The sequence below is a fragment of the Alteromonas mediterranea DE genome, assembly GCF_000020585.3.
In the GTDB taxonomy this organism is placed as follows: domain Bacteria; phylum Pseudomonadota; class Gammaproteobacteria; order Enterobacterales; family Alteromonadaceae; genus Alteromonas; species Alteromonas mediterranea.
In genome coordinates, this window is the sequence record NC_011138.3 from 1,152,217 (window position 1) to 1,172,912 (window position 20,696).

Below are 20,696 nucleotides of genomic sequence, written 5' to 3' on the forward strand. Positions count from 1 at the left end.
TTGCAGTAAGCCACATTAGCAGATTGCTAAGCGGCAAATTTTAGGCGCGGAAAACCGTACCTATTTGACCCGATTTAGAAAGGTCGCAACAATGCGACCTTTTTATTTTTCTATATATATCAATTCAATACCGCCCTTATTTTTCAATTGCACTAAATATCCACAGATTGGCACTGCCTTTGCAAAATCTTGTTTAAGGTTTAATCAGAGTCAAAAGTCAGTCATGGACAAACTTCTCTATATTTCAGCAAGTGGTGCCTCCCAAGACCTACTAGGAACAGGGATTAGGGCCAATAACTTGGCTAATGCACAGACAACGGGATTCAGAGCGCAGTTAGAGCAGGCAAGGTCAATGCCGGCCTACGGCGAAGGTTTGCCGACTCGCGTGTTTTCCATGACAGAAAGCCCGTCGAATAATTACGAGTCGGGTCCGATGATTAAAACAGACCGCGATTTAGACGTAGCCATTCAAGGTGATGGTTGGTTCGCTGTACAAGATCAAAATGGTCAAGAAGCTTACTCGCGTGATGGAAATTTCAAGTTGGGCGATGACGGAATTTTGACAGATATCCACGATCGCGTCGTGCTTGGTGACAATGGGCCAATATTCCTTCCTGTTCCTTTAGATAATCTCAATATTGCGGCCGATGGCACGTTGTCAATGAGACAGCTAGGTGCCCCTGCCAATGTTATTGAAGAAGTGGGGCGACTTAAATTGGTTAGCCCAAACTATGCAGACATGGAACGTGGGAACGACGGCTTATTTAGAATGGAAGATGGCTCAATAGCGCCAGCCAATGCCAACGTAAAAGTAATGTCAGGCATGCTTGAAGGTTCCAACGTCAATGCGGTTGACGAAATGGTAGACATGATAAGTCTGCAGCGTCACTACGAGCTTCAAGTCAAAATGATGAAGCAAGCAGAGAAACTAGATCAAAGTGGCAATGCGTTATTACGCATTCTGTAAAAGAATTTTTATCACCGTTGCCCTATGAGCAACGTCGGAGGTTAACATGCATCCAGCATTGTGGATTAGTAAAACCGGACTAGACGCCGCACAGACCGATGTGGCAGTGGTGTCTAACAACCTAGCAAACGCATCAACAGTGGGCTTTAAAAAAGACCGCGCGGTGTTTGAAGATTTGCTTTATCAGAATATCAATCAGCCAGGCGGTCGTTCGTCTGCTGACACGGAACTACCTTCTGGGCTTATGCTTGGTTCAGGCTCGAAGGTCGTTGCTACTCAAAAAGCACACACGCAAGGTAACCTGTTAACCACTGAAAACGCGTTGGATATGTCAATTCAGGGCCGTGGTTACTTTGAAATATTGCAGCCAGACGGCACCATTGCATATTCGAGAAATGGTCAGTTTTCACTGAACGACCAAGGCCAAATTGTTACATCTGGCGCGGGCTTTTTGCTTCAGCCTGAAGTGGCTATTCCCGAAGATGCGCAACAAATCACAATTTCTCAAGATGGTGAAATTAGCGTAAGTATTCGAGGACAAGCAGAGCCTCAGGTATTAGGGCAATTAAATATTTCTGATTTTGTGAACCCAACGGGCCTTCAGCCTACGGGACAGAACCTTTTCGTAGAGACAGCGTCAAGCGGTGCACCTATTCAGGGGATCCCTGGTCTGCAAGGTTTGGGTTATATCTCACAAGGCACGTTGGAAACGTCTAATGTAAACGTGACCGAAGAGTTAGTAAACCTTATCGAAAGCCAGCGCTTGTATGAGATGAACTCAAAGGTTATCTCATCGGTCGACCAAATGCTTGGTCAGGTTATTCAGCAACTTTAGTAGGTAGCATCATGCGTATTTTAGGTTTATCTGCTGCACTTCTGATACTTGGCGGTTGCGCCAGTACAAACGAGCCTCCCGTTCAGGCAAACGACCCGTCGTTTGCACCGGTAGTGCCAGATTACCCGCGTGAAACGGTAGTAGAAGATGGCTCGCTTTTTCGTTCGCAGCTTGCTAACAACTTATATTCTGACGTTACCGCAAGAAGAGTCGGTGACATCATCACTGTAACGTTAAGCGAGAATACCCAAGCGAGTAAGTCCGCGGATACATCTACTGCTAAAGACACGAACGTGAATCTTAATCCTATTACAGGGTTGGCAGGTCAAGCCATTAACATAGGCGGTGAGTCCATACAGTTAGGCGTAAGTTCGTCACGGGACTTCTCAGGAGATGCCGCAGCGAATCAAAGCAACAGCTTAATCGGCGCTATTTCCGTTACCGTAGTCGACGTTCTGCCTAACAGCAATCTTGTTATTCGTGGTGAGAAGTGGTTAACGCTAAACCAAGGTGACGAGTACATTCGGCTTACCGGTATTATTCGCCCCGCAGATATTAGCCCTGAAAACGAAATCGTTTCGACTAAAGTGGCCAATGCACGCATCCAATATTCAGGTACCGGTTCCTTTGCGCGTGCGCAAGAAAAGGGTTGGTTAACCAAGTTTTTTGATTCCACTTGGTGGCCTCTTTAGGTTTAGGAAGGAGAGTGAATATGCGTTTATTTTCAGTTGTACTTGCCGTTTTCACACTGCTTTTACCCTCGCAGGCATTTGCCCAGCGCATTAAAGATGTAGCGAGTATTCAAGGCGTACGTAGTAACCAATTAGTGGGATATGGTCTTGTTGTAGGTTTGCCTGGAACGGGTGAACAAAGCCCGTTCACCGAACAAAGTTTCAGAACCATGCTGCGTAACTTTGGTATCAGCCTTGACGCCAATACCAAGCCAAAAATACGAAACGTGGCCGCAGTGGCGGTACACGCCGACCTGCCTGCTTTTGCAAAACCCGGACAAACCATTGATATTACGGTTTCTTCAGTTGGCGAAGCGGCCAGTCTTCAAGGCGGAACGCTGCTCCAGACGTTTCTTCGCGGTGTTGACGGTAAAGTCTACGCTGTAGCGCAAGGCAGCTTAGTCGTGAGCGGGTTTGGCGCACAAGGCGGTGACGGCTCTCGTATTGTCGTTAATACGCCAACGGTAGGCAGAATTCCAAACGGTGCGATGGTAGAGCAATCTGTACCAACAGGCTTTGCCAATGGCGACACGTTAACGCTTAACCTCCATTATCCAGATTTCTCAACAGCCAAGTCGCTTGCAGATACGATCAACGAGCGCTTAGGTGCACAGCCGGAAAATGGCTATGTTATTGCTAAGCCCATTGATGCAGCGTCTGTTCGCGTGTCGGCCCCGCGAGATGTCGGTCAGCGCGTGGGCTTTTTGGCTACCTTAGAAAACTTCGAATTTACACCAGCTGATGCGCCAGCGCGCGTAGTGATAAACAGCCGAACAGGCACCATTGTGATTGGTAGTGACGTTCGCTTATTACCAGCAGCAATTACCCATGGCGGCTTAACGGTGACTATTTCTGAGAATCAACAGGTGACGCAGCCTAATGCATTTGCAGATGGCCAAACTGCCATAACCACCCAATCTATTGTTGATGTGGACTTGGCTGATAGCAGAATGTTTAAGTTTGAGCCTGGCGTTACCCTCGACCAGTTAGTGCGTGCAGTTAACGAAGTGGGCGCGGCACCGGGCGACTTGATGGCAATTTTAGAGGCACTGCGTCATGCGGGGGCTTTACGCGGTGAACTTGTAATTATCTAAAGCGAACAGTTTTTAACAGTATCTGGTGGGAATAAAACGGGTTACAACGGAATAAATACGATGGAATCACTTAGCACAAAAAGTCAGCTTGATATGGCACGCAATGTCCACGATATGGGCAGCATTAATAAAATGCGCGAAGCTATCGCATCAGGTGACGAGACAGTATTGCAAGAGGCTGCCCAGCAGTTTGAAGCGATTTTTGTGCAAATGATGTTGAAGTCTATGCGTAAAGCGCAAGATGCCCTTGCTGATGAAGATAGCCCGTTTAATTCTCAGCAAGTTAAGTTTTATCGTGATATGCATGACCAACAATTAGCGACAGACCTTACCTCAGGTGGGGGATTAGGTCTCGCTGATGTCATTGTTAAACAGCTAGGTCAGACCGAGGATAGCTATACGCCTGCCAGTGTAATCAGAAGTGACGGCGACTTATCATCACTTAACAGAAACCGTGTGTACAACGTAGCTGAGGCGCAGGATATTGCCCTTTCTTCACAGTCTATTCGTAGCCAGTCAGCACAAAAAGATGCCATGTTCGAAAGTCCCGAGCAGTTTGTAGAGAGCCTAATGCCAATAGCTGAGAAAGTGGCAGAAAAATACGGAATGGATCCTAAAGCAATAATTTCCCAAGCCGCGGTTGAAACCGGGTGGGGCAAATTTGTTATCCATAAAGCGGATGGGGAAAGCTCGCACAACTTATTTGGCATCAAAGCAAATAAGGGATGGCAAGGAGAGCAGGCTGTAGTCGACACGTTGGAATTTAACAATGGACTACCGCAAAAACAAAAGGCTGCTTTTAGGTCCTACTCGTCAGTAGAAGACGCAATGGAAGACTATGGACGCTTTATCACATCACAGCCTCGCTACAGCCATGCTGTCGAGAATGCTTCTGACGCAGCGCGTTACACCCATGCGCTTCAGGAAGCGGGCTACGCTACAGACCCTGAATACGCAAGCAAGATAATGGCAGTGTATAACAGCGACCGTCTTAGCGCGTTAATGCCATAGCATTGGAGATGATATAGTGAGTTCTGTTGATTTATTTTCATTAGCGACCAGTGGTGTAAACGCCAGCAGTAAGCTTTTACAAACGACCAGCAACAATATTGCCAACGTCAACACGCCAGGGTACGTTCGCGAGCGCACTGAGCTTCAAAATAGTCAGGTTTTCGGTGTAGAAATCGGCAATACCGAACGCATCATCAACGTATTTGCACAAAACCAATTGCGCAGGGACATAACAGCGGTAGGAGAACTGGAAGCCTTTTCTAGTAAAACTACGGCAATTGACAATCTTCTGGCCAGCGAAGCCAACTCTATTTCTCAGGGGTTAAGCGAATATTTTTCTGCCCTCCAAACTGCTGCAGATGACCCTACGAATTTGGCATCAAGAGAGCAAGTGCTTGGTAAATCAGAATCATTATTCCAAAGGGTAAAAACACTTTCTGACTTCATGATTGAAAAAGAAGAAGAGCTGAATTTAGAGTTCACAGCACTCGTAGACAGGGCAAATACCCTTATAAGCAATATTGGTGAGTTGAATGAAGGGATAGTGATAGCAAATGGGAATAGTACAAGCGACCAACCCGGCGCCTTACTTAATGAACGAGATAAAGCTGTGGACGAATTATCGTCTATTATGGGTATAAACGTAAAAGAGAGCAAAACGCAGAATGGTGCCGTCAGCATTAACTTGACTTCAGGTGAGTCATTAGTCTTAGAGAACGGAGAGTTAAACCTATTTGAAGTTAGTTCTAATGCTGATACGGCTTCCAAGCAGTTATCTCTTCAGAATGTGTTTAGTTCGGAATTTGATGAAGAAAAATCATTGCGAATTAGAGAAAGTGATTTAGGTGGCGCGCTGGGGGGATTATTTAGATACAGAGACGAGGTTCTAGGTCCCGCTATGCGTGATGTCGGCCAGCTGTCCATCGCATTTGCAGATGCGATGAATCAGCAGAATAAGCTTGGTATGGATCTAGATGGCCAATTAGGTGGCAATATTTTTGATATTCCGTCTTTTCGCGGCCTTCCTTACGAAGATACCGATGGCGACCTAATAGTGACTGGAAGGGTAACTGAAGGCAAGGGCGCCGAGCTGACAGATGCAGACTATAAAATTAGAGTAACTGCCGTTTCGGGCGGAGTACCAACTGAGATAGAAGTTACATTTTTAAATGCTGATGGCACCATTAAGAAAGCCAGTGATGGACAGGAAATTCCACCAGAGACAGTAACAATCAGCTCAGGCTTTAACGAACTGCCACGAGGTATTGAAGTCGATTTCTCTGGAACGGATCCTTATCAGGTAGATCATGAATTTTTGATAAAGCCAGCACAAACGCTTGCCTCCAAAATCGACTTGGCAACCTCAAGACCAGAAGATTTAGCCTTTGCAGCTCCAATTCGGGGGCAGGCTGATGCATCAAACCTTGGCGATGCAAACGTAGTTGATGTATCAGTGAATAACACTGAGGTGGGAACCTCAGCTTTTGACGGCGCAGGAGGGATACTTAACACAGCGCCCTCGCAGATTCGTTTTACCGCAGCGGATTCTTATGACGTACTTGACGGCACAGGTAATGTACTAGCCTCGGTTTCTGGCACCTCTGATTTAAAAAATCTCATAGATCAAGCCGCTATAACTCCAGCACCAGGTTATGACATAAGTTTAGATGGTGTACCAAGAGCGGGAGACACATTCACAATAGAATATAATACCGATGGCTTTAACGACAATAGCAATGCCCTTAATTTAGCAGATCTTCAAAATGAGAGTTTAGTGCAGTTAAGCAGCGAAGCTACTAACAAGCCGAGGACTTTTCAAGATGCTTATGCCTCAATGGTCGGCCGTATTGGTGGTGAGGCTTCTATGGCAAAAGTGTCGTTAGCTTCTGCAGAGGCAATGAAAGTGCAATCAGAGAACTGGTTTCAGTCTGTTTCTGGCGTAAGTTTAGATGAAGAAGCGGCGAATTTAATTAAATATCAACAGAGCTATGCTGCCGCTGCTCGTATTCTTACCACGGCTCAAGAGCTTTTTAACACCATATTACAGTCTGCGAGGTAGTTAAAAAATGCGTATTTCTACAAACCAAATTTATGATCAAAACATACGCTCTATCTTGAATAATCAAAGCGATTTAGCGAACACTCAAGAACAGCTTGCGTCTGGGAAAAAACTGTTGAAGCCAAGTGATGATCCTGTTGGGGCTGCAAAGGCACTTAGGCTAACCGAGGAACTAGATAGTCTCACTCAGTATCAAAGAAATAATGACTTGGTTACTGGCTCTCTCGAGTTACAGGAGACAGTGCTCACAAACGTTACAAACTCTATCAACCGCGCTAGAACCTTAGCCATTCAAGCTGGAAATGGAGCATATTCTTCTGCAGACAGAGCAGCAATAAGTTCTGAACTTAAACAAATCAAGTTAGAAATTTTAGATCTGATGAATACAAAAGATGCCAACGGCAATTATCTTTACTCTGGTTATCAATCTGGTAAACAAGCTTTTGAATTTGAACCATCATCTAATGGAAATGCTGTGTCTTTTAATGGCGATCAGGGCGTAAATTTTGTGCAACTTTCTGATAGTGCCAAAATACAGTCGACTAGTAGCGGCTTTGAAGTCTTTGAAAATGTGCAAAGCAGGTACAAATTTACTGTAGACCCTGCGTCTGTTGTTGTTCCGACCGTGAGTGAAATAGCAAATCAAGATAACTTCGATAATTTCTTTAAGGCAAACTATGACGCTACTAATAATGATTTTCGTGTGAATTTTTTAGCGAGCGGACAAGCAGAACTTGTCAATCAAGGAACTGGGGCGGTCTTAGATAGCGTTGATTTTTCCTTTGGTGTGCCTTTTACACTTCAAGGAATGAAATTCGAAGCTAATGCAAGCCCAGGAGATTCGTTCGATTTCTCACTCGATGCGCCGCAAAATAAAAGTATGGCACAAACATTACATGAACTTGAAACTTTGCTAAGCAACTCCTCTGCTAGTAATGATTTGTTAGAAGAGGGAATCGCTGACGCATTGATAGGGTTAGATAACGGGCTTGAAATAATTTCTCTGGAACGTGCATCAATCGGCGGAAGGTTAAATATTGCTGAGAGTATATCTAAAAGCAATTTTGACTTAGAAATAGCAGCCCAAGCTTCGCGCTCGTCCATTGAAGATGCAGATTTTGCAAAGTTATCAACCGAATTTGCCAAACAAGAGGCTGCCCTCAATGCCGCGCTCGCCACCTTCCCAAAAGTAAGTGAACTTTCGTTATTTAATTTTATTTAGGCGCACTAAGACTTAAGAAGTGGTCAATAAATATTATTTTCGTCAATAAATTTTATCTTTATTGGCGTGCTTTAAAGTTATCCGTTCGGTATAACATCACATCAATTTCTCCGATGCTGCCAGCTCAAGCCTATTTTGCTTCATTCAGAACAATGTTCTATTTCGACTTTCTAACATGTTGCATGTAAAAATTGTTGTCTAGCGGTAAGTTGATAAGCCTGCGAAATTAAAAATACAATTTTTGTTTTAAATAATTTTTTGCATGTCGGTATCATTGCAATGCTTTACTCATCCGGGTTTCTTTTTTTAATTTCCTATCTAATTGATTTTAATTGTTTTATTTTCTTCTTTTGTTTGCTGGAGGCCACTGTCGATAATTTATGATTGCAATGCGAAAAAGTGCTTAAGTTATTTTTTTGATTGCCGTTATAAATATTAACTGGGGCATATACCCAAACGTAAATGCTGAGATAGTGTGTAAAGGTAAATCTAAAAAACCTCGGCACACGCTTTGAAAGAGGAAAATACAATGGCTTTAACTGTCAATACAAATATCAGTTCATTAAATGCACAACGTCAAATGATGGGTTCAAGCCTTGGACTCGACCAAGCATTCGAGCGTTTATCGTCTGGTTTACGCATCAATAGCGCGGCAGACGATGCTGCGGGTTTGCAAATCACAGACAGATTACAATCTCAAATTCTCGGATTAGACCAGGGTAATAGAAATGCGAACGATGGTATATCTTTAGCTCAGACCGCTGAAGGAGCGATGGAGGAGATTACATCCTCCTTCCAACGAGTGAGAACTCTTGCGGCTCAAGCAGCTAACGGCTCTAATTCTGATGTAGATAGGCTAGCCATCCAAGATGAAGTTCGAGCTTTGATGGAGGAGGTTAATAGAATTGCGGGAGATACTACATTTGGTGGAGAAAATATCTTAGATGGTTCGTATAACGGCGTTTTTCAGGTGGGCGCAGACGCAATACAAACTATCGGCTTTGATATGAGAAATGTAGATGGAAACACCATCAGCGCCACCGGTGGCTTTACTCTTTCGGGTATTGCAAGTATCGCAAGCGCTATCGGAAGTGATGGATTATCAGTACTAGCTGCAGAAGTAAGTGAAGCTGGGGGAACTGAACAGGCTAGTGAGTTTTCCTTTGCCGGTGTCTTTACGGCAGGCGGTATTAGTGTATCTACCCAAGGGAATGCACAAGGTGTTTTGGCTGGAATGGACAGCCTGATTGCAGTTGTCGACAAAAAGCGAGCAGAGCTTGGTGCTGTTCAAAATCGTTTTCAGTCAACTATCAGCAACCAAGCTAACATTTCTGAGAATTTATCAGCAGCCAAATCTCGCATAAAGGATGCTGACTTTGCAGCTGAAACCGCAAAGCTTACTAAAAATCAAATATTGCAACAGGCTTCTCAGACAATCCTTGCGCAGGCCAATCAGCGCCCTCAAGCCGCATTGAGTCTATTACAGTAAAAGAGAAAAGCGCCCTTGATTTGTAAGGGGTAGTAACAAGGGCGCTTAGAATGGACAGCAAAAGTGGAGACTAAAGCTTTATCCATGTATGCCAAAGCTGTGTCATAGTTTTGGCATACACAATTTTAAAAGCAGAAATGATGCCATTATTTTTGGCCAAACAATCAATGCCCTACCTAGTTCTTCGAAAAGCTCTAAAAATATACTGAAAAAGAACGTCGCTAATTTTCCGTTTTTAGACGCTTTCCGGCAATGGTTTGCCGTGTTCATGGTCTGTAAAGTGAATAGTGGCCATAAGCAAAATTATTTACTCCACAGACTCCATCCTCAAAAATCTAAATTTTTTCACCTCAAATACTAAAGATAGAAGTTTTGTAGTCGATACATAAAATAGCGAATTCTAATTTGTATTCGTTAATACACACTTGAACACGTTACTTAGGGGTAGGTAGGTGTCTCAAGATTTCTAAAAGAAGTGGAGGCTACTATGGCTTTAACCGTAAATACCAATGTGAGTTCATTGAATGCTCAGCGTCAGCTAATGAATTCCGGAAATAGTTTGGATCAAGCGTTTGAGCGTTTGTCATCAGGGCTACGTATCAATAGCGCAAAAGATGATGCTGCAGGTTTACAAATTTCAAACCGCTTAGAAGGTCAAATCAATGGTTTGAACCAAGGTAATAGAAATGCCAACGATGGCATATCTGTGGCGCAAACTGCTGAAGGTGCGCTAGAGCAGGTAACTGATTCTTTTCAGAGAGTAAGAACGCTCGCGGCACAAGCTGCGAACGGCTCAAATACTGATGCTGACAGGCTAGCTATTCAAGACGAAGTTCGAGCTTTGATGGAAGAAGTAAATCGAATTTCTGAGGATACTACATTTGGTGGAGAAAATATCTTAGATGGTTCGTATAACGGCGTTTTTCAGGTGGGCGGAGACGCAATACAAACTATCGGCTTTGATATGAGAAATGTAGATGGAAACACCATCAGCGCCACCGGTGGCTTTACTCTTTCGGGTATTGCAAGTATCGCAAGCGCTATCGGAAGTGATGGATTATCAGTACTAGCTGCAGAAGTAAGTGAAGCTGGGGGAACTGAACAGGCTAGTGAGTTTTCCTTTGCCGGTGTCTTTACGGCAGGCGGTATTAGTGTATCTACCCAAGGGAATGCACAAGGTGTTTTGGCTGGAATGGACAGCCTGATTGCAGTTGTCGACAAAAAGCGAGCAGAGCTTGGTGCTGTTCAAAATCGTTTTCAGTCAACTATCAGCAACCAAGCTAACATTTCTGAGAATTTATCAGCAGCGCAGTCGCGAATCAAAGATGCTGACTTTGCAGCTGAAACAGCAAAGTTAACTCAAAGTCAGATATTGCAGCAGGCATCTCAAGCAATTCTTGCTCAGGCAAATCAGAGGCCGCAGGCAGCATTAAGCTTATTAGGCTAAGATTAATGCTTAAAAAACATGAGCGCCCTTTGAGGGCGTTTATGTTTTCTCTAAAATACATGTGAGGTGGGATATGTCTGTTAACAACCCTTTGGAATTTAGTAATTCATCCGTCTATTTAACTGACAGGGAAGTTACAAAGCGAACTTCCTTAGATGATTTTGGCTCGAAACTTGCAGAAGCAGATGGCGCGGCTGCGGTTGATAGTAATAGAAGCACAGGTAATACTGTTGTTTCTGAAAATATCGTAAAAAAAGATTTTGACAATTCTCCGAAAAATGACGGCTCAGAAAATTCTCAGCAGGAAAGTGCTCTCGCGCTGAGTACAATTGACGACAAATTGAAGATAGTTAATGAACAGCTTTCATTTAAATCTACAAGCTTAGTTTTCGAGTTTGATGATGCTAACGACCCCCCTATCGTCAAAGTGATTGACAAAGAGAGTGGGGATGTAATAAGAGAAATTCCACCAAAGGACTTACGGGAAATCGCTAAAGCTTTAACGGAAATAGCAGATAATATAAATGAAAACGATTTGAAGAAACCAAATAAACTGTCATCTGGCATATTTATCGATGAGAGGTTCTAAATTTTATTTAAGTTGAGGAGTTTTCTTTATGGCAACTATAACAAATGCTGGCGTTGGGTCGGGCTTGGACCTAGAAGCCATTATTTCTGCAACTCTACAAGCCTCCAATCAGCCAAAGCTTCAAAAGTTTGCTTCTCGAGAATCTGAGTTGGAAGTTCAGCTCACAGGTATTGGTGGAATTAAGTCAGTTATGAGCAAGCTTCAAGATGTTTTTGAAGAGCTTGCTTCCCCAGAAGAGTTCAACCAAAGAGTCGCTAGCGTTCGCCAACCTAGTAATTCAGCAGAATTAGGTGATCTTGTTTCGGTTAGTTCAGATAAAACTGCTACTACAGGGGCATTTGAAATCAATGTATTGCAACTAGCCAAGGGCAGCCGCGCACAAACAGACGCAACAAACCCAGCAAACGCATTTAATTCGGCTGATGAAGTTGTCACAACTTCCGCTGGTATTTTAACATTTACAGCGGGTGAAAATTCATTTGATATCGACATAGAAGCTGGTTCCACATTGGAAGATATTCGCCAAGCTATTAATAGTGACTCATCATCCGGTATCTCTGCCAATATTATCAACACAGGAACTCAGACTTTACTGGTTATAGAAGCTGCAGAAACCGGGAGTGGTAACGATTTAGTTATCACAAACAACAACGCAGAACTAGACAGACTGTCTACTGTTGCAAACGGTGGTGGAGCTGGAGGGTTGGAAATTGGTGCTGAAGACCAAGCCCAAGATGCGATAATTGAAGTTGACGGAATCCAAATTAGTAACACAAGTAACGTTTTTAGTAATGCTGTACAAGGTTTGACCATAACAGCAGAAAGACAAAGCGAAACGAACGAAACTGCAAATGTTAATGTTGCCTTTGATAGAGAAGGGGTCACTGAAAAGATTGATGAATTTATTTCTGCATTCAACAACACAATCGATATGATTGGACAACAGTCTTCTGCAGTAAGCTCTCCTCTGTTCGGAGATGCTACCGTACGCGCTATAAAAGATCAGCTAACTAACGCGCTAACTACAACGGTTGGAAACGCAGGAGACTTTGAGACCATTTTTGACATAGGTTTATCCTTGAATGAAAACGGTAAGTTAGAAAAGGAAAACGTTGTTAGAAGTTTAAGTGAAGCATTAGACACGAACTTTTCGGATATTGGTAAGTTATTTACGAATCCCGGAGGTATTGCTGATACTTTTGGAAGTATATTGGAAAACTATGTGGATTCGTCAGGCGTATTAAAACAGCGCCAAGATATTTTGAACCTTCAGAAAGACGACCTTGAGGATGACCGACTGGATCATCAATTTCGAATGGAGCAACTTGAATCCAGTTTGCGAAAGAAATATGCATCACTAGATACACTGATAGCTTCGATGAGAAGTTCGGGCGATTACTTAATGGGGCAATTGAGTTCCTTACCCGGTTTTACTCGAGAATAGAGAGTACCTTGTTTTTTTGTATAAAGTGAGATTAATATGAACGGTAAAATTAAGCATTATCAACGTGAGGCGTTGAAAACACGTCTTGCAAGCGCAGATCCTTTTGAAGTTACACAAATGCTAATGGAAGGTGCGCTGGAGTCGATGAAAATAGCGAAGATCAATATACAAAATAACGATTTAGAGAATAAGAGCAAATTTATAGCGAAGGCAACCTCAATTATTGACTCTCTCCGACTTTCTTTGAACCACAATGTTGGCGGCGAACTTTCATCTAATTTAGAATCCCTGTATGTTTACATGTCAGATTCATTGCTTGAATCAAGCATAAATAACGACATAGCAAAAATCGAAGAAGTGGTAGAATTGCTATCTGATATTAAAGTGGCGTGGGATCAAATACCTGAGCGTGACCGTCAATCAGCCTTCAATCAAATGCAGAATAAGACTGCTGTAAGTGGATAAAGACGCTTATGACCGCATTTATTCGTCATCGCAAACGCTGGTAGAGTATATTGCTGATGAAAAGTATGACGAAGCAAACGACGAGTTAAAGCTTATAGAGCTCAATATAAGAAGTCTGGATGAGGAAACTCTTTTTTCGTTAAACAAGAATCAAATAGATTTTTTGAAAGAATTAGCTGAGTGGCTATGTGATGTCGACGGTAAAATGGAAGAGCGTAAAGAAAAATTAATTGACATGATCGCTCCATTAAACAATGCAAGTGCGGTTAACAAAAGAAAGCAATATTAGAGATAATCCGAATGGACGATATACAATTAACGCTGAAAAACTTGGAGGCCAAGATAGAATCGGCGTTGCAAAATCAAAAGCTTCAGCTGGCCTTCGAAAAAGAGTCAGATACAAGATTTAAAAAAAATTTATTGGCGTTTGAAAAGTATTTTCCCGCACTCTGCAAAGAAATAAAAAATTTTGAACCAAGAGACGATTTTAAAGTTTTTGCTGCTAAGTCTGGCGCAGGCAATTTTATTCCAAAGGATAGTCCTGTACCATTGTATGGAGACGAGCCTATTGCACAGTGCGAAGCGCAGGTTGAACATTATACTCAATCTGCTTTTTTTGGGCGCTCAGAGATATATAAGGAAGTTCCAAAGGGGGCCGGTATCGACGACAGGCTTCACTTCCGCTATATGGTTGAGCTTGCACAGACGTTCGTGAATGCAGACCTACGTAGCGAAGATAAACTTTCCTCACTGCCACCCCATTACCCCACATGCATGATGTTTGGTCTTGGTTTAGGCTATCCGCTTAAAACTATCATGGAAAGGTTTTCATTTGATTATGTATTTGTTTGTGAACCCGATTTTGAAGTTTTTTACGCTAGTCTTTTTTGCATCGATTGGGAAAAAATATTTCTAGATTCCGATGCGAAAAGCGGCTGCTTATTTCTTAAGGTTGGTATCAGCTATGACACTTTTTTTGATGAATTAACTAGCGTGGTTCAAAGCGTTGGCAATTCTTCATTGATAAGCAGTTTTTGCTATCAGCACACTCCCGGCGCTGAAATAAACTCTTTAATAAAACGTTTTTTCGATGATTTTAGTCATCTTCAAGCCGGATATGGTTTTTATAACGATGCAATAACAGGCTTAGCGCACGGTTTAGAAAATTTCAACGAGCATAAGTGTCCAGTTTTTTTACCAAATAGAAATTGCACCGAGAAGCTTAAAAGCCTAACAGCTTATGTAGTCGCAAACGGGCCCTCTTTAGATGAAGCTATTGATGTTATTCGAGACAATCAACACCAGGTTGTTATCTTTGCTGCTGGAACTGCGTTAAATTCACTTCTAAAGTTAGGGGTTACACCTGATTTTCACGTGCTTGTAGAAAGACCGAAAACAACTTACGACTATTTATTGCAAACCTTAAATCCTGATGTTCTTGGGAAGATAAACCTGCTAAGCGTAGACGTGATGTATCCGGAAGTTCCTCTTCTTTATAATTGGTCGGGGCTCGCATTAAAAGGGCCAGAAGCGTCTTCTCTGCTTTGCCAATATGATTATTTCACGAATTATAGAAAAGTGCTTCCAGCAATTCCTCATCCTGGCCCATTAGTTGCGAATACGGCGCTTTCCTTTGCTGCATCTCTTGGTTTCGGTGAGGTATATATGTTCGGTGTTGATAATGGATACCCAACGAGCGGAAAAACACACTCGGAACATAGCATATACAATGAGAGGGACCGTCACGCGGCTTTCAACGTTGATACCAAGGGCGCTGTTTACGAGTTGGATGGTAATTTTGAGGGGACGGTAAAAGCAACTTCGTTAATGGCACAGGCACACCAACAAATGGAGTTGCTTGTTAAAGTTGCAGCTAATACACAGTTTTATAATGTGGGAAGTGGTGCAAAAGTAAAAAGAGCAATACCGCTAAAAAGCGAAGACGTTCTTCGCACCCCGAAAGTGTTTGAAAAGGAAGATGTTGTAGAAAAAATTAAATCTGAATTTTTCCAGAAATTTGAAGTTACTAAGCCATCAAAATTAGTTGGTTTAGATGAGTTTGAATCTCTATGTGATTATTTAATCGAAATATGCAACAGACCTTATAGTACGAGAAAAGAGGCCTCTGATATGCTTAAGGCTCAAGCACGTGTTGTCTTTGCGTACAAAGGACGGAAGTTTGGGCATCTATACCATGTTATAAAGGGAAGCATGATGTATTTTCATTGTCCTCTTATTAGTCTGTTGTATTTGTATAATGATGAAGAAAAAACTCTCGATACCTTTGCAAACGCACTGGGTGTATGGAATCGGTACATACTAGCAATGAAATCCGACTTTAGAAGATCCTGGCAAAAGCGTTGTGAACATTCTCTTGAAAAAGCAGCAATGCTAAAAATTTAAGTCGTCATATAGCACTATCTGAATATGTTGGACCCACGATGCTCAGACTATATAATTACCCTTATGTTTGCTGGAGCAATTTGCGTCAAAGCTTAAGTGAATTCTCAAAGGTCCTTTGAATTTGTTCAACCGAAAGAGTTAATCAAACAAGAGCTAAAGTTGAATCTGATGTCTATGTAGTATCAATGCAGTCTATACCTTGTTATCTCATTAGGTAATCAAAAAATTTTTAAAGTAACTTACTAAACGAGCGTTACAATAAAGCTCGAAAAAAGCCGAGTAAAATAATGAAGGAAGTTGTCTTGATAGTTATTGCACATCCAGATGATGAAGCAATTTCAATGGCAGGAACAATCTTTAAACACACCGAACAAGGTGATAGTGTTGTAGTAATGTCGATGACCAATGGAGTTGGTTCAAGATACGGCCAAGCTTCTTTTGATGTCGAGAACAGGAAGCAGGCTGCTAAGCTGGCAAGCAAAATTTTGGGTTTTGAGTGGGGCGATTGTTACAATTTTAATGATAATGCAATGGATTCTTACCCCCTGATTGAAATTGTGAAAGTAATCGAGAAAGCCAAACAAGAAGTCGGGCCTACGATTGTTTACACACATAGCGGTGCGGATTTGAATGTAGATCATAGAGTTGTTGCTAATGCTGTGTTAACTGCTTTTAGGCCTCAACCAAATGAAATTTGTAAAGAGTTGAGATTATTTGAAGTGGCATCTGCAACGGACTATGGTTGTGAAGCAATTACAGGCAGATTTTCTCCTAATTTATACATCGATATTACCAACGAATGGCATAAAAAAGTTGAAGCATTGGCAGCCTATTGCGCTGAGATGAGGCAATATCCCCACAGCAGATCGGTTCAATCTATCAAAAATTTAACAAGAATCCGAGGAAATCAGGTTGGGTTAGAGTTTGCAGAAGCATTTGAAGTCGTGAGAAGAATTGAGCGATGAGAATTGTAATCTGTAATTCTAAAACTTGGTTTGAGCTAAGACCTGAGATTTCAGCAATCCACGATGTTCTCAATATTGAGACAAAGTCTGATTTGAGTTTAGACGTTTTGACTAACTTCCAACCAGAGCTCATTTTTTTTCCACATTGGAATTGGCTGGTTGAGAAACAAATATTCACTAAATTCACGTGCATCGTTTTTCATGTTGCGCCTCTCCCTTACGGACGTGGCGGCAGTCCAATCCAAAACTTAATAAAGCGCGGTTTCACGAGCTCGCCTGTTTGTGCACTAAAAATGGCTGGTGGAATCGATGATGGCCCGATCTACGATAAAGAAGAAATAAGTTTAAAGGGGACATTGTCCGAAATACTTGCTAATTTAAATAGTGTCGTAAATAAATTAATCTTTCAGCTAATTAATCATCTTCCAACTCCAATTGAGCAAAGTGGAGAGGCTGAGACATTTAAGCGATTAGGTTATGAAGATAATAAAATCAGTTGCGAAGCTAATATCGGTGAGTTTTACAACGCGATAAGAATGTTGGATGACTCAAGTTATCCAAGTGCTTATTTGTCATTTAAAAAGGTCAATATCGAATTCTCAAATGTCAAGAAAGAAAACGGTGAGCTAATTTGCGAGGCTAGAATTTTAGCAAAGGAAAGGTAAAAAACAATACAAGTGAAAGTTCTTATTACAAGCTCAATAATCAAATACTAAGGGTGCTAGTTAGTTTTGCGCTGAGATTTTGCAATGAGATAGTGAAGTTTGTCACTAAAACCTATGAAATTGTTCGTACATTTTGGGGAAGCTTGGGATTTGTTAATGCTTTGCAAAAAAAACGCTTAACGTATTCGCTAAGTTTTGAGAGTAAAAAAATTGGCTAAAAATTAAATAATTCTATGAAATACCATTTCGAACGCGTAATCGCTACTTCAGATCAGACTAGGAGGTTATATGAATTGCTTGAGCGAAGAGAGTATAAAATTAGTCATACAAACCTTCCGAGCTACGAAGAACATTGTGATTTTGTAAAGAAAAATCCTTACCTGCATTGGTACATAGTCAGTGACGGACCAGAGCACCTTGGCTCATTTTACATAAAAAAAGATAATTCAATCGGTTTGAATATATACAGTCCGAGTCGAGCAGTATTAACCGCTTGTTTAGATTTCATCAAACGTAATTTTACCCCGCAAAATTCAATAGCCTCTATGGTGCCTGATTATTTTTACATAAATGTAGCGTACTCAAATAAGAAAGCGATAGATATTTTGGAGGACTTAGGGTTGTCTCCTATACAAATAAGTTTGAGGTTTTAAGTATGAAAATAGATCAAACGAATATAAATGAAGCTCACAAGCCTTATATAATTGCTGAGTTATCGGCGAATCATGGTGGCGACCTGTCTAGGGCAAAAGAATCTATTACCAAGGCTGCTGAAGTAGGAGTTTCAGCTATTAAAATACAAACATATACTCCTGATACAATGACTTTAGATAGTCTGCAAGATGATTTTATCGTCAAGGATGGCTTGTGGGCCGGTCGCAGTCTTTACGAGCTTTATACAGAAGCTTACACGCCTTACGAATGGCATGAGGAATTATTCAATCATGCAAAAAATTGTGGTGTCACTATTTTTTCTACGCCATTCGACGAAACTGCCGTAGACCTTCTCGAGTCGCTCAACACACCTGCTTATAAAATTGCATCTTTTGAAATTGTTGATTTACCGCTCGTTAAATATATCGCCAGTAAAAATAAGCCAATTTTGATGTCTACAGGTATGGCATCACAAACCGAAATAGAAGAGGCAGTAACTAGTGTTAGGGCGAATGGGGACTGCGAATTACTTTTATTTCACTGCATAAGCAGCTATCCAGCGGTAACGGAAGATTCAAATTTAAGAAATCTCAATTGGTTAAGAGAAAAATTTGGAGTAGAGGTTGGCTTGTCAGACCATACAACAAACAATATTGCTGCATTGACAGCTATTGGCATGGGAGCTGTCGCAGTCGAAAAGCACTTCAAATTAGATACAAATGATTGCGGACCCGATTCAAGTTTTTCACTTTCAGTAGAAGAACTACAAAGCTTAGTGATTGAGTGCAACGAGGCATGGACTGCAAAAGGTTCTTTCGGATTCAAAAGGGCACATTCAGAGGCTCAAAATATGGTTTTTCGTCGCTCGCTGTATTTTGTCAATAGTCTTAAAAAAGGTCAGTCAATTAGTAGAAATGATATAAGACGAATTCGGCCTGGATATGGTCTTCCACCGAAATACTTTGATAGTATTTTAGGAAGGGAAGTGACCAAGGATGTCCATCCTGGAGAAGCTGTGACTTTAAAAAATGTTTCAAAAATGTAAGTGGCTATATGTCAGAAATAATTCTTCCGTAGTCTTTGTTTCTATTAATTTATTCTAGCTATTTTTAATAAGTGGGCTTACAGAGTGAAGCGAATGATATGCTTCCTCTTGCTATGAAAGTGAGCAATGGGATGGACTCCTCCTCAACTTGAATTGTTGTCCTTTTTTTGGTCAATATGGTGATGGTGAGTTACCAGCATTCAAATTAGGAGAAGCCCATGGGTAAGATTACTCGAGTCGGTGTTGATATTGCAAAAGCCGTTTTTCATGTGCACGCGGTAGATAGGTTTGGTGAACGGCAGTGGAAAAGAAAATACTGTCGAACAAAGTGGTTGGATGCTATTGAGGACAGGGTCCCTAAAGGGACTGAAATTGCAATGGAAGCCTGTGGTTCATCTCACTATTGGGGGCGAGAATTACAAAAACGGGGTTTTAAAGTCAAAATCATTCATGCGCAATTTGTTAAGCCTTACGTGAAAAGTAATAAAAATGATGCGATTGATGCAGAGGCAATATGTGACGCTATGAGTCGTCCGAACATGCGCTTTGTAAGTGTGAAATCAAGTAAGCAACAAGACATACAATCTATACACCGTATCAGGGACAAGTTGATGGTTCAAAAAGCATCCAAAGCAAATCAAATACGAGGAATGGTAAGCGAATATGGGCTAGTTGCGCCAATGGGTATCAACAAACTGAGAGAAGCCATCCCCCTTTGGTTGGAAGATGCGGAAAATGGTTTGTCGGCGCTTTTTCGCTTGTTGCTACGTGATTTGTTTGATGACTTAAGGCAACTCCAAGAGCGAGTCGATACGCTCGACACGCTTATTGAGAAAGAAGTCAAAAATGACCCTGTGGCAAGTTCGCTACTTCAGTTACGGGGTATTGGTATCCTGTGTGCCAGCGCATTGTCTTGCGCTATTGGTGATGCGAAAGGATACCGTAAAGGTAGGGATTTTGCTGCTTCTATTGGTTTAACACCGAGACAGCACAGTACCGGTGGCAAGCCTAGGTTACTAGGTATCAGTAAGCGAGGCGATGGTTACTTAAGAAAACTACTTGTTCATGGTGCACGGTCAGTCATCCGGCATGCTCATCGACATGATGATAATTTAAGTAAATGGATTGAAAAGCTTTGCGCATACAAGCACGTTAATACGGTAACTGTTGCGTTAGCAAACAAAACAGCGCGTGCAGCTTGGGCTATGGTGAATACAAACGAAAGTTATGATCCAGAGTTAATAGCAAGCACTCAAGTTTAAACGAATTAAAAAATACGAAAAGTTTTCATCCCAGTTGCAAAGTAAAATGTGAGATGGCTAACAGGTAAGACCGACACTTGAAAAACCTTACCCGGACGAAGAGCCTTTAAGCTCGTGTGAGCGCTAAGGAGCAAGTGTGCGAATAGCCCATAGAGGTTCGATGCAGTAAATGAAAATGCATCATTGAGAAACCGGATACACGTTGGCAATCATACCCAGAGTTATCGAACAAATTACTTGCAAAAGAGGAGGAGTCCATACACGTCCGGTAATCCCCACATTCAATTTATACATTAGCTACGGCATGGTGCTCTTTTTTGCTAAGGAGAATAATCATGCAGCGATTTCA

Annotated in this window: 18 protein-coding genes; all 18 read left to right on the plus strand. The window is 41.8% G+C overall.

Going from position 1 to position 20,696, the window contains the following annotated elements; genetic code table 11:
• Positions 1-223: 223 nt before the first annotated feature.
• A complete protein-coding gene (locus MADE_RS05280; RefSeq protein WP_012517630.1) occupies positions 224-967 on the plus strand; it encodes a flagellar basal body rod protein FlgF in 744 nt (247 codons plus the stop codon).
• A gap of 46 nt (positions 968-1,013) precedes the next feature.
• Positions 1,014-1,802: a flagellar basal-body rod protein FlgG gene (flgG, locus tag MADE_RS05285; RefSeq protein ID WP_012517631.1), complete on the plus strand. Its 789-nt coding sequence runs from the start codon at positions 1,014-1,016 to the stop codon at positions 1,800-1,802.
• 11 nt (positions 1,803-1,813) lie between these two features.
• Entirely contained in the window at positions 1,814-2,494 is a 681-nt protein-coding gene (gene flgH / locus MADE_RS05290; protein WP_012517632.1) for a flagellar basal body L-ring protein FlgH, read from the plus strand.
• Positions 2,495-2,514: 20 nt separating this feature from the next.
• The gene (locus MADE_RS05295) at positions 2,515-3,627 is read left to right on the plus strand and encodes a flagellar basal body P-ring protein FlgI (RefSeq protein WP_012517633.1); all 1,113 of its coding nucleotides are present in this window, start codon (positions 2,515-2,517) and stop codon (positions 3,625-3,627) included.
• A 60-nt stretch (positions 3,628-3,687) separates the two neighbouring features.
• On the plus strand, positions 3,688-4,638 hold the full coding sequence (flgJ, locus tag MADE_RS05300; protein ID WP_012517634.1) for a flagellar assembly peptidoglycan hydrolase FlgJ: 951 nt from the start codon (positions 3,688-3,690) through the stop codon (positions 4,636-4,638).
• Between the two features lie 16 nt (positions 4,639-4,654).
• Positions 4,655-6,697: a flagellar hook-associated protein FlgK gene (flgK, locus tag MADE_RS05305; protein ID WP_012517635.1), complete on the plus strand. Its 2,043-nt coding sequence runs from the start codon at positions 4,655-4,657 to the stop codon at positions 6,695-6,697.
• A gap of 7 nt (positions 6,698-6,704) precedes the next feature.
• Positions 6,705-7,919, plus strand: a complete 1,215-nt coding sequence (flgL, locus tag MADE_RS05310) for a flagellar hook-associated protein FlgL (RefSeq protein ID WP_012517636.1) — start codon at positions 6,705-6,707, stop codon at positions 7,917-7,919.
• Between the two features lie 529 nt (positions 7,920-8,448).
• Positions 8,449-9,408: a flagellin N-terminal helical domain-containing protein gene (locus MADE_RS05315; RefSeq protein ID WP_012517637.1), complete on the plus strand. Its 960-nt coding sequence runs from the start codon at positions 8,449-8,451 to the stop codon at positions 9,406-9,408.
• A gap of 487 nt (positions 9,409-9,895) precedes the next feature.
• Positions 9,896-10,855 (plus strand): flagellin N-terminal helical domain-containing protein, encoded by a 960-nt coding sequence (locus tag MADE_RS05325; protein ID WP_012517639.1) that lies wholly within the window; start codon positions 9,896-9,898, stop codon positions 10,853-10,855.
• A gap of 73 nt (positions 10,856-10,928) precedes the next feature.
• A complete protein-coding gene (locus MADE_RS19965) occupies positions 10,929-11,444 on the plus strand; it encodes a flagellar protein FlaG (protein ID WP_012517640.1) in 516 nt (171 codons plus the stop codon).
• A gap of 28 nt (positions 11,445-11,472) precedes the next feature.
• Positions 11,473-12,888 (plus strand): flagellar filament capping protein FliD, encoded by a 1,416-nt coding sequence (fliD, locus tag MADE_RS05335; RefSeq protein WP_012517641.1) that lies wholly within the window; start codon positions 11,473-11,475, stop codon positions 12,886-12,888.
• A gap of 36 nt (positions 12,889-12,924) precedes the next feature.
• Positions 12,925-13,353: a flagellar export chaperone FliS gene (gene fliS, locus MADE_RS05340; RefSeq protein ID WP_023559551.1), complete on the plus strand. Its 429-nt coding sequence runs from the start codon at positions 12,925-12,927 to the stop codon at positions 13,351-13,353.
• A complete protein-coding gene (locus tag MADE_RS05345) occupies positions 13,346-13,642 on the plus strand; it encodes a hypothetical protein (protein ID WP_012517643.1) in 297 nt (98 codons plus the stop codon). Before fliS ends, MADE_RS05345 begins: the two co-directional genes overlap by 8 nt.
• 11 nt (positions 13,643-13,653) lie before the next feature.
• The gene (locus MADE_RS05350) at positions 13,654-15,756 is read left to right on the plus strand and encodes a motility associated factor glycosyltransferase family protein (protein WP_012517644.1); all 2,103 of its coding nucleotides are present in this window, start codon (positions 13,654-13,656) and stop codon (positions 15,754-15,756) included.
• A 302-nt stretch (positions 15,757-16,058) separates the two neighbouring features.
• Positions 16,059-16,721, plus strand: a complete 663-nt coding sequence (locus MADE_RS05355; protein WP_012517645.1) for a PIG-L deacetylase family protein — start codon at positions 16,059-16,061, stop codon at positions 16,719-16,721.
• Positions 16,718-17,386, plus strand: a complete 669-nt coding sequence (locus MADE_RS05360) for a formyl transferase (RefSeq protein ID WP_012517646.1) — start codon at positions 16,718-16,720, stop codon at positions 17,384-17,386. The genes MADE_RS05355 and MADE_RS05360 overlap by 4 nt, the downstream gene beginning before the upstream one ends.
• Before the next feature lie 655 nt (positions 17,387-18,041).
• Complete coding sequence (pseI, locus tag MADE_RS05370) at positions 18,042-19,085, plus strand: pseudaminic acid synthase (RefSeq protein ID WP_012517649.1); 1,044 nt, start codon at positions 18,042-18,044, stop codon at positions 19,083-19,085.
• 218 nt (positions 19,086-19,303) lie between these two features.
• Positions 19,304-20,347 carry an IS110 family RNA-guided transposase gene (locus MADE_RS05375; RefSeq protein ID WP_012517650.1) on the plus strand — a complete coding sequence of 348 codons (1,044 nt, stop codon included), beginning with the start codon at positions 19,304-19,306 and terminating at the stop codon, positions 20,345-20,347.
• The last annotated feature ends 349 nt before the right edge of the window (positions 20,348-20,696 follow it).

Bases quoted from the DNA above. Each gene is read 5' to 3' on its own strand.
- MADE_RS05280 (WP_012517630.1), top strand. From the start codon at position 224: ATGGACAAACTTCTCTATATTTCAGCAAGTGGTGCCTCCCAAGACCTA.
- flgG (WP_012517631.1), top strand. From the start codon at position 1,014: ATGCATCCAGCATTGTGGATTAGTAAAACCGGACTAGACGCCGCACAG.
- flgH (WP_012517632.1), top strand. From the start codon at position 1,814: ATGCGTATTTTAGGTTTATCTGCTGCACTTCTGATACTTGGCGGTTGC.
- MADE_RS05295 (WP_012517633.1), top strand. From the start codon at position 2,515: ATGCGTTTATTTTCAGTTGTACTTGCCGTTTTCACACTGCTTTTACCC.
- flgJ (WP_012517634.1), top strand. From the start codon at position 3,688: ATGGAATCACTTAGCACAAAAAGTCAGCTTGATATGGCACGCAATGTC.
- flgL (WP_012517636.1), top strand. From the start codon at position 6,705: ATGCGTATTTCTACAAACCAAATTTATGATCAAAACATACGCTCTATC.
- MADE_RS05315 (WP_012517637.1), top strand. From the start codon at position 8,449: ATGGCTTTAACTGTCAATACAAATATCAGTTCATTAAATGCACAACGT.
- MADE_RS05325 (WP_012517639.1), top strand. From the start codon at position 9,896: ATGGCTTTAACCGTAAATACCAATGTGAGTTCATTGAATGCTCAGCGT.
- MADE_RS19965 (WP_012517640.1), top strand. From the start codon at position 10,929: ATGTCTGTTAACAACCCTTTGGAATTTAGTAATTCATCCGTCTATTTA.
- fliD (WP_012517641.1), top strand. From the start codon at position 11,473: ATGGCAACTATAACAAATGCTGGCGTTGGGTCGGGCTTGGACCTAGAA.
- fliS (WP_023559551.1), top strand. From the start codon at position 12,925: ATGAACGGTAAAATTAAGCATTATCAACGTGAGGCGTTGAAAACACGT.
- MADE_RS05350 (WP_012517644.1), top strand. From the start codon at position 13,654: ATGGACGATATACAATTAACGCTGAAAAACTTGGAGGCCAAGATAGAA.
- MADE_RS05360 (WP_012517646.1), top strand. From the start codon at position 16,718: ATGAGAATTGTAATCTGTAATTCTAAAACTTGGTTTGAGCTAAGACCT.
- pseI (WP_012517649.1), top strand. From the start codon at position 18,042: ATGAAAATAGATCAAACGAATATAAATGAAGCTCACAAGCCTTATATA.
- MADE_RS05375 (WP_012517650.1), top strand. From the start codon at position 19,304: ATGGGTAAGATTACTCGAGTCGGTGTTGATATTGCAAAAGCCGTTTTT.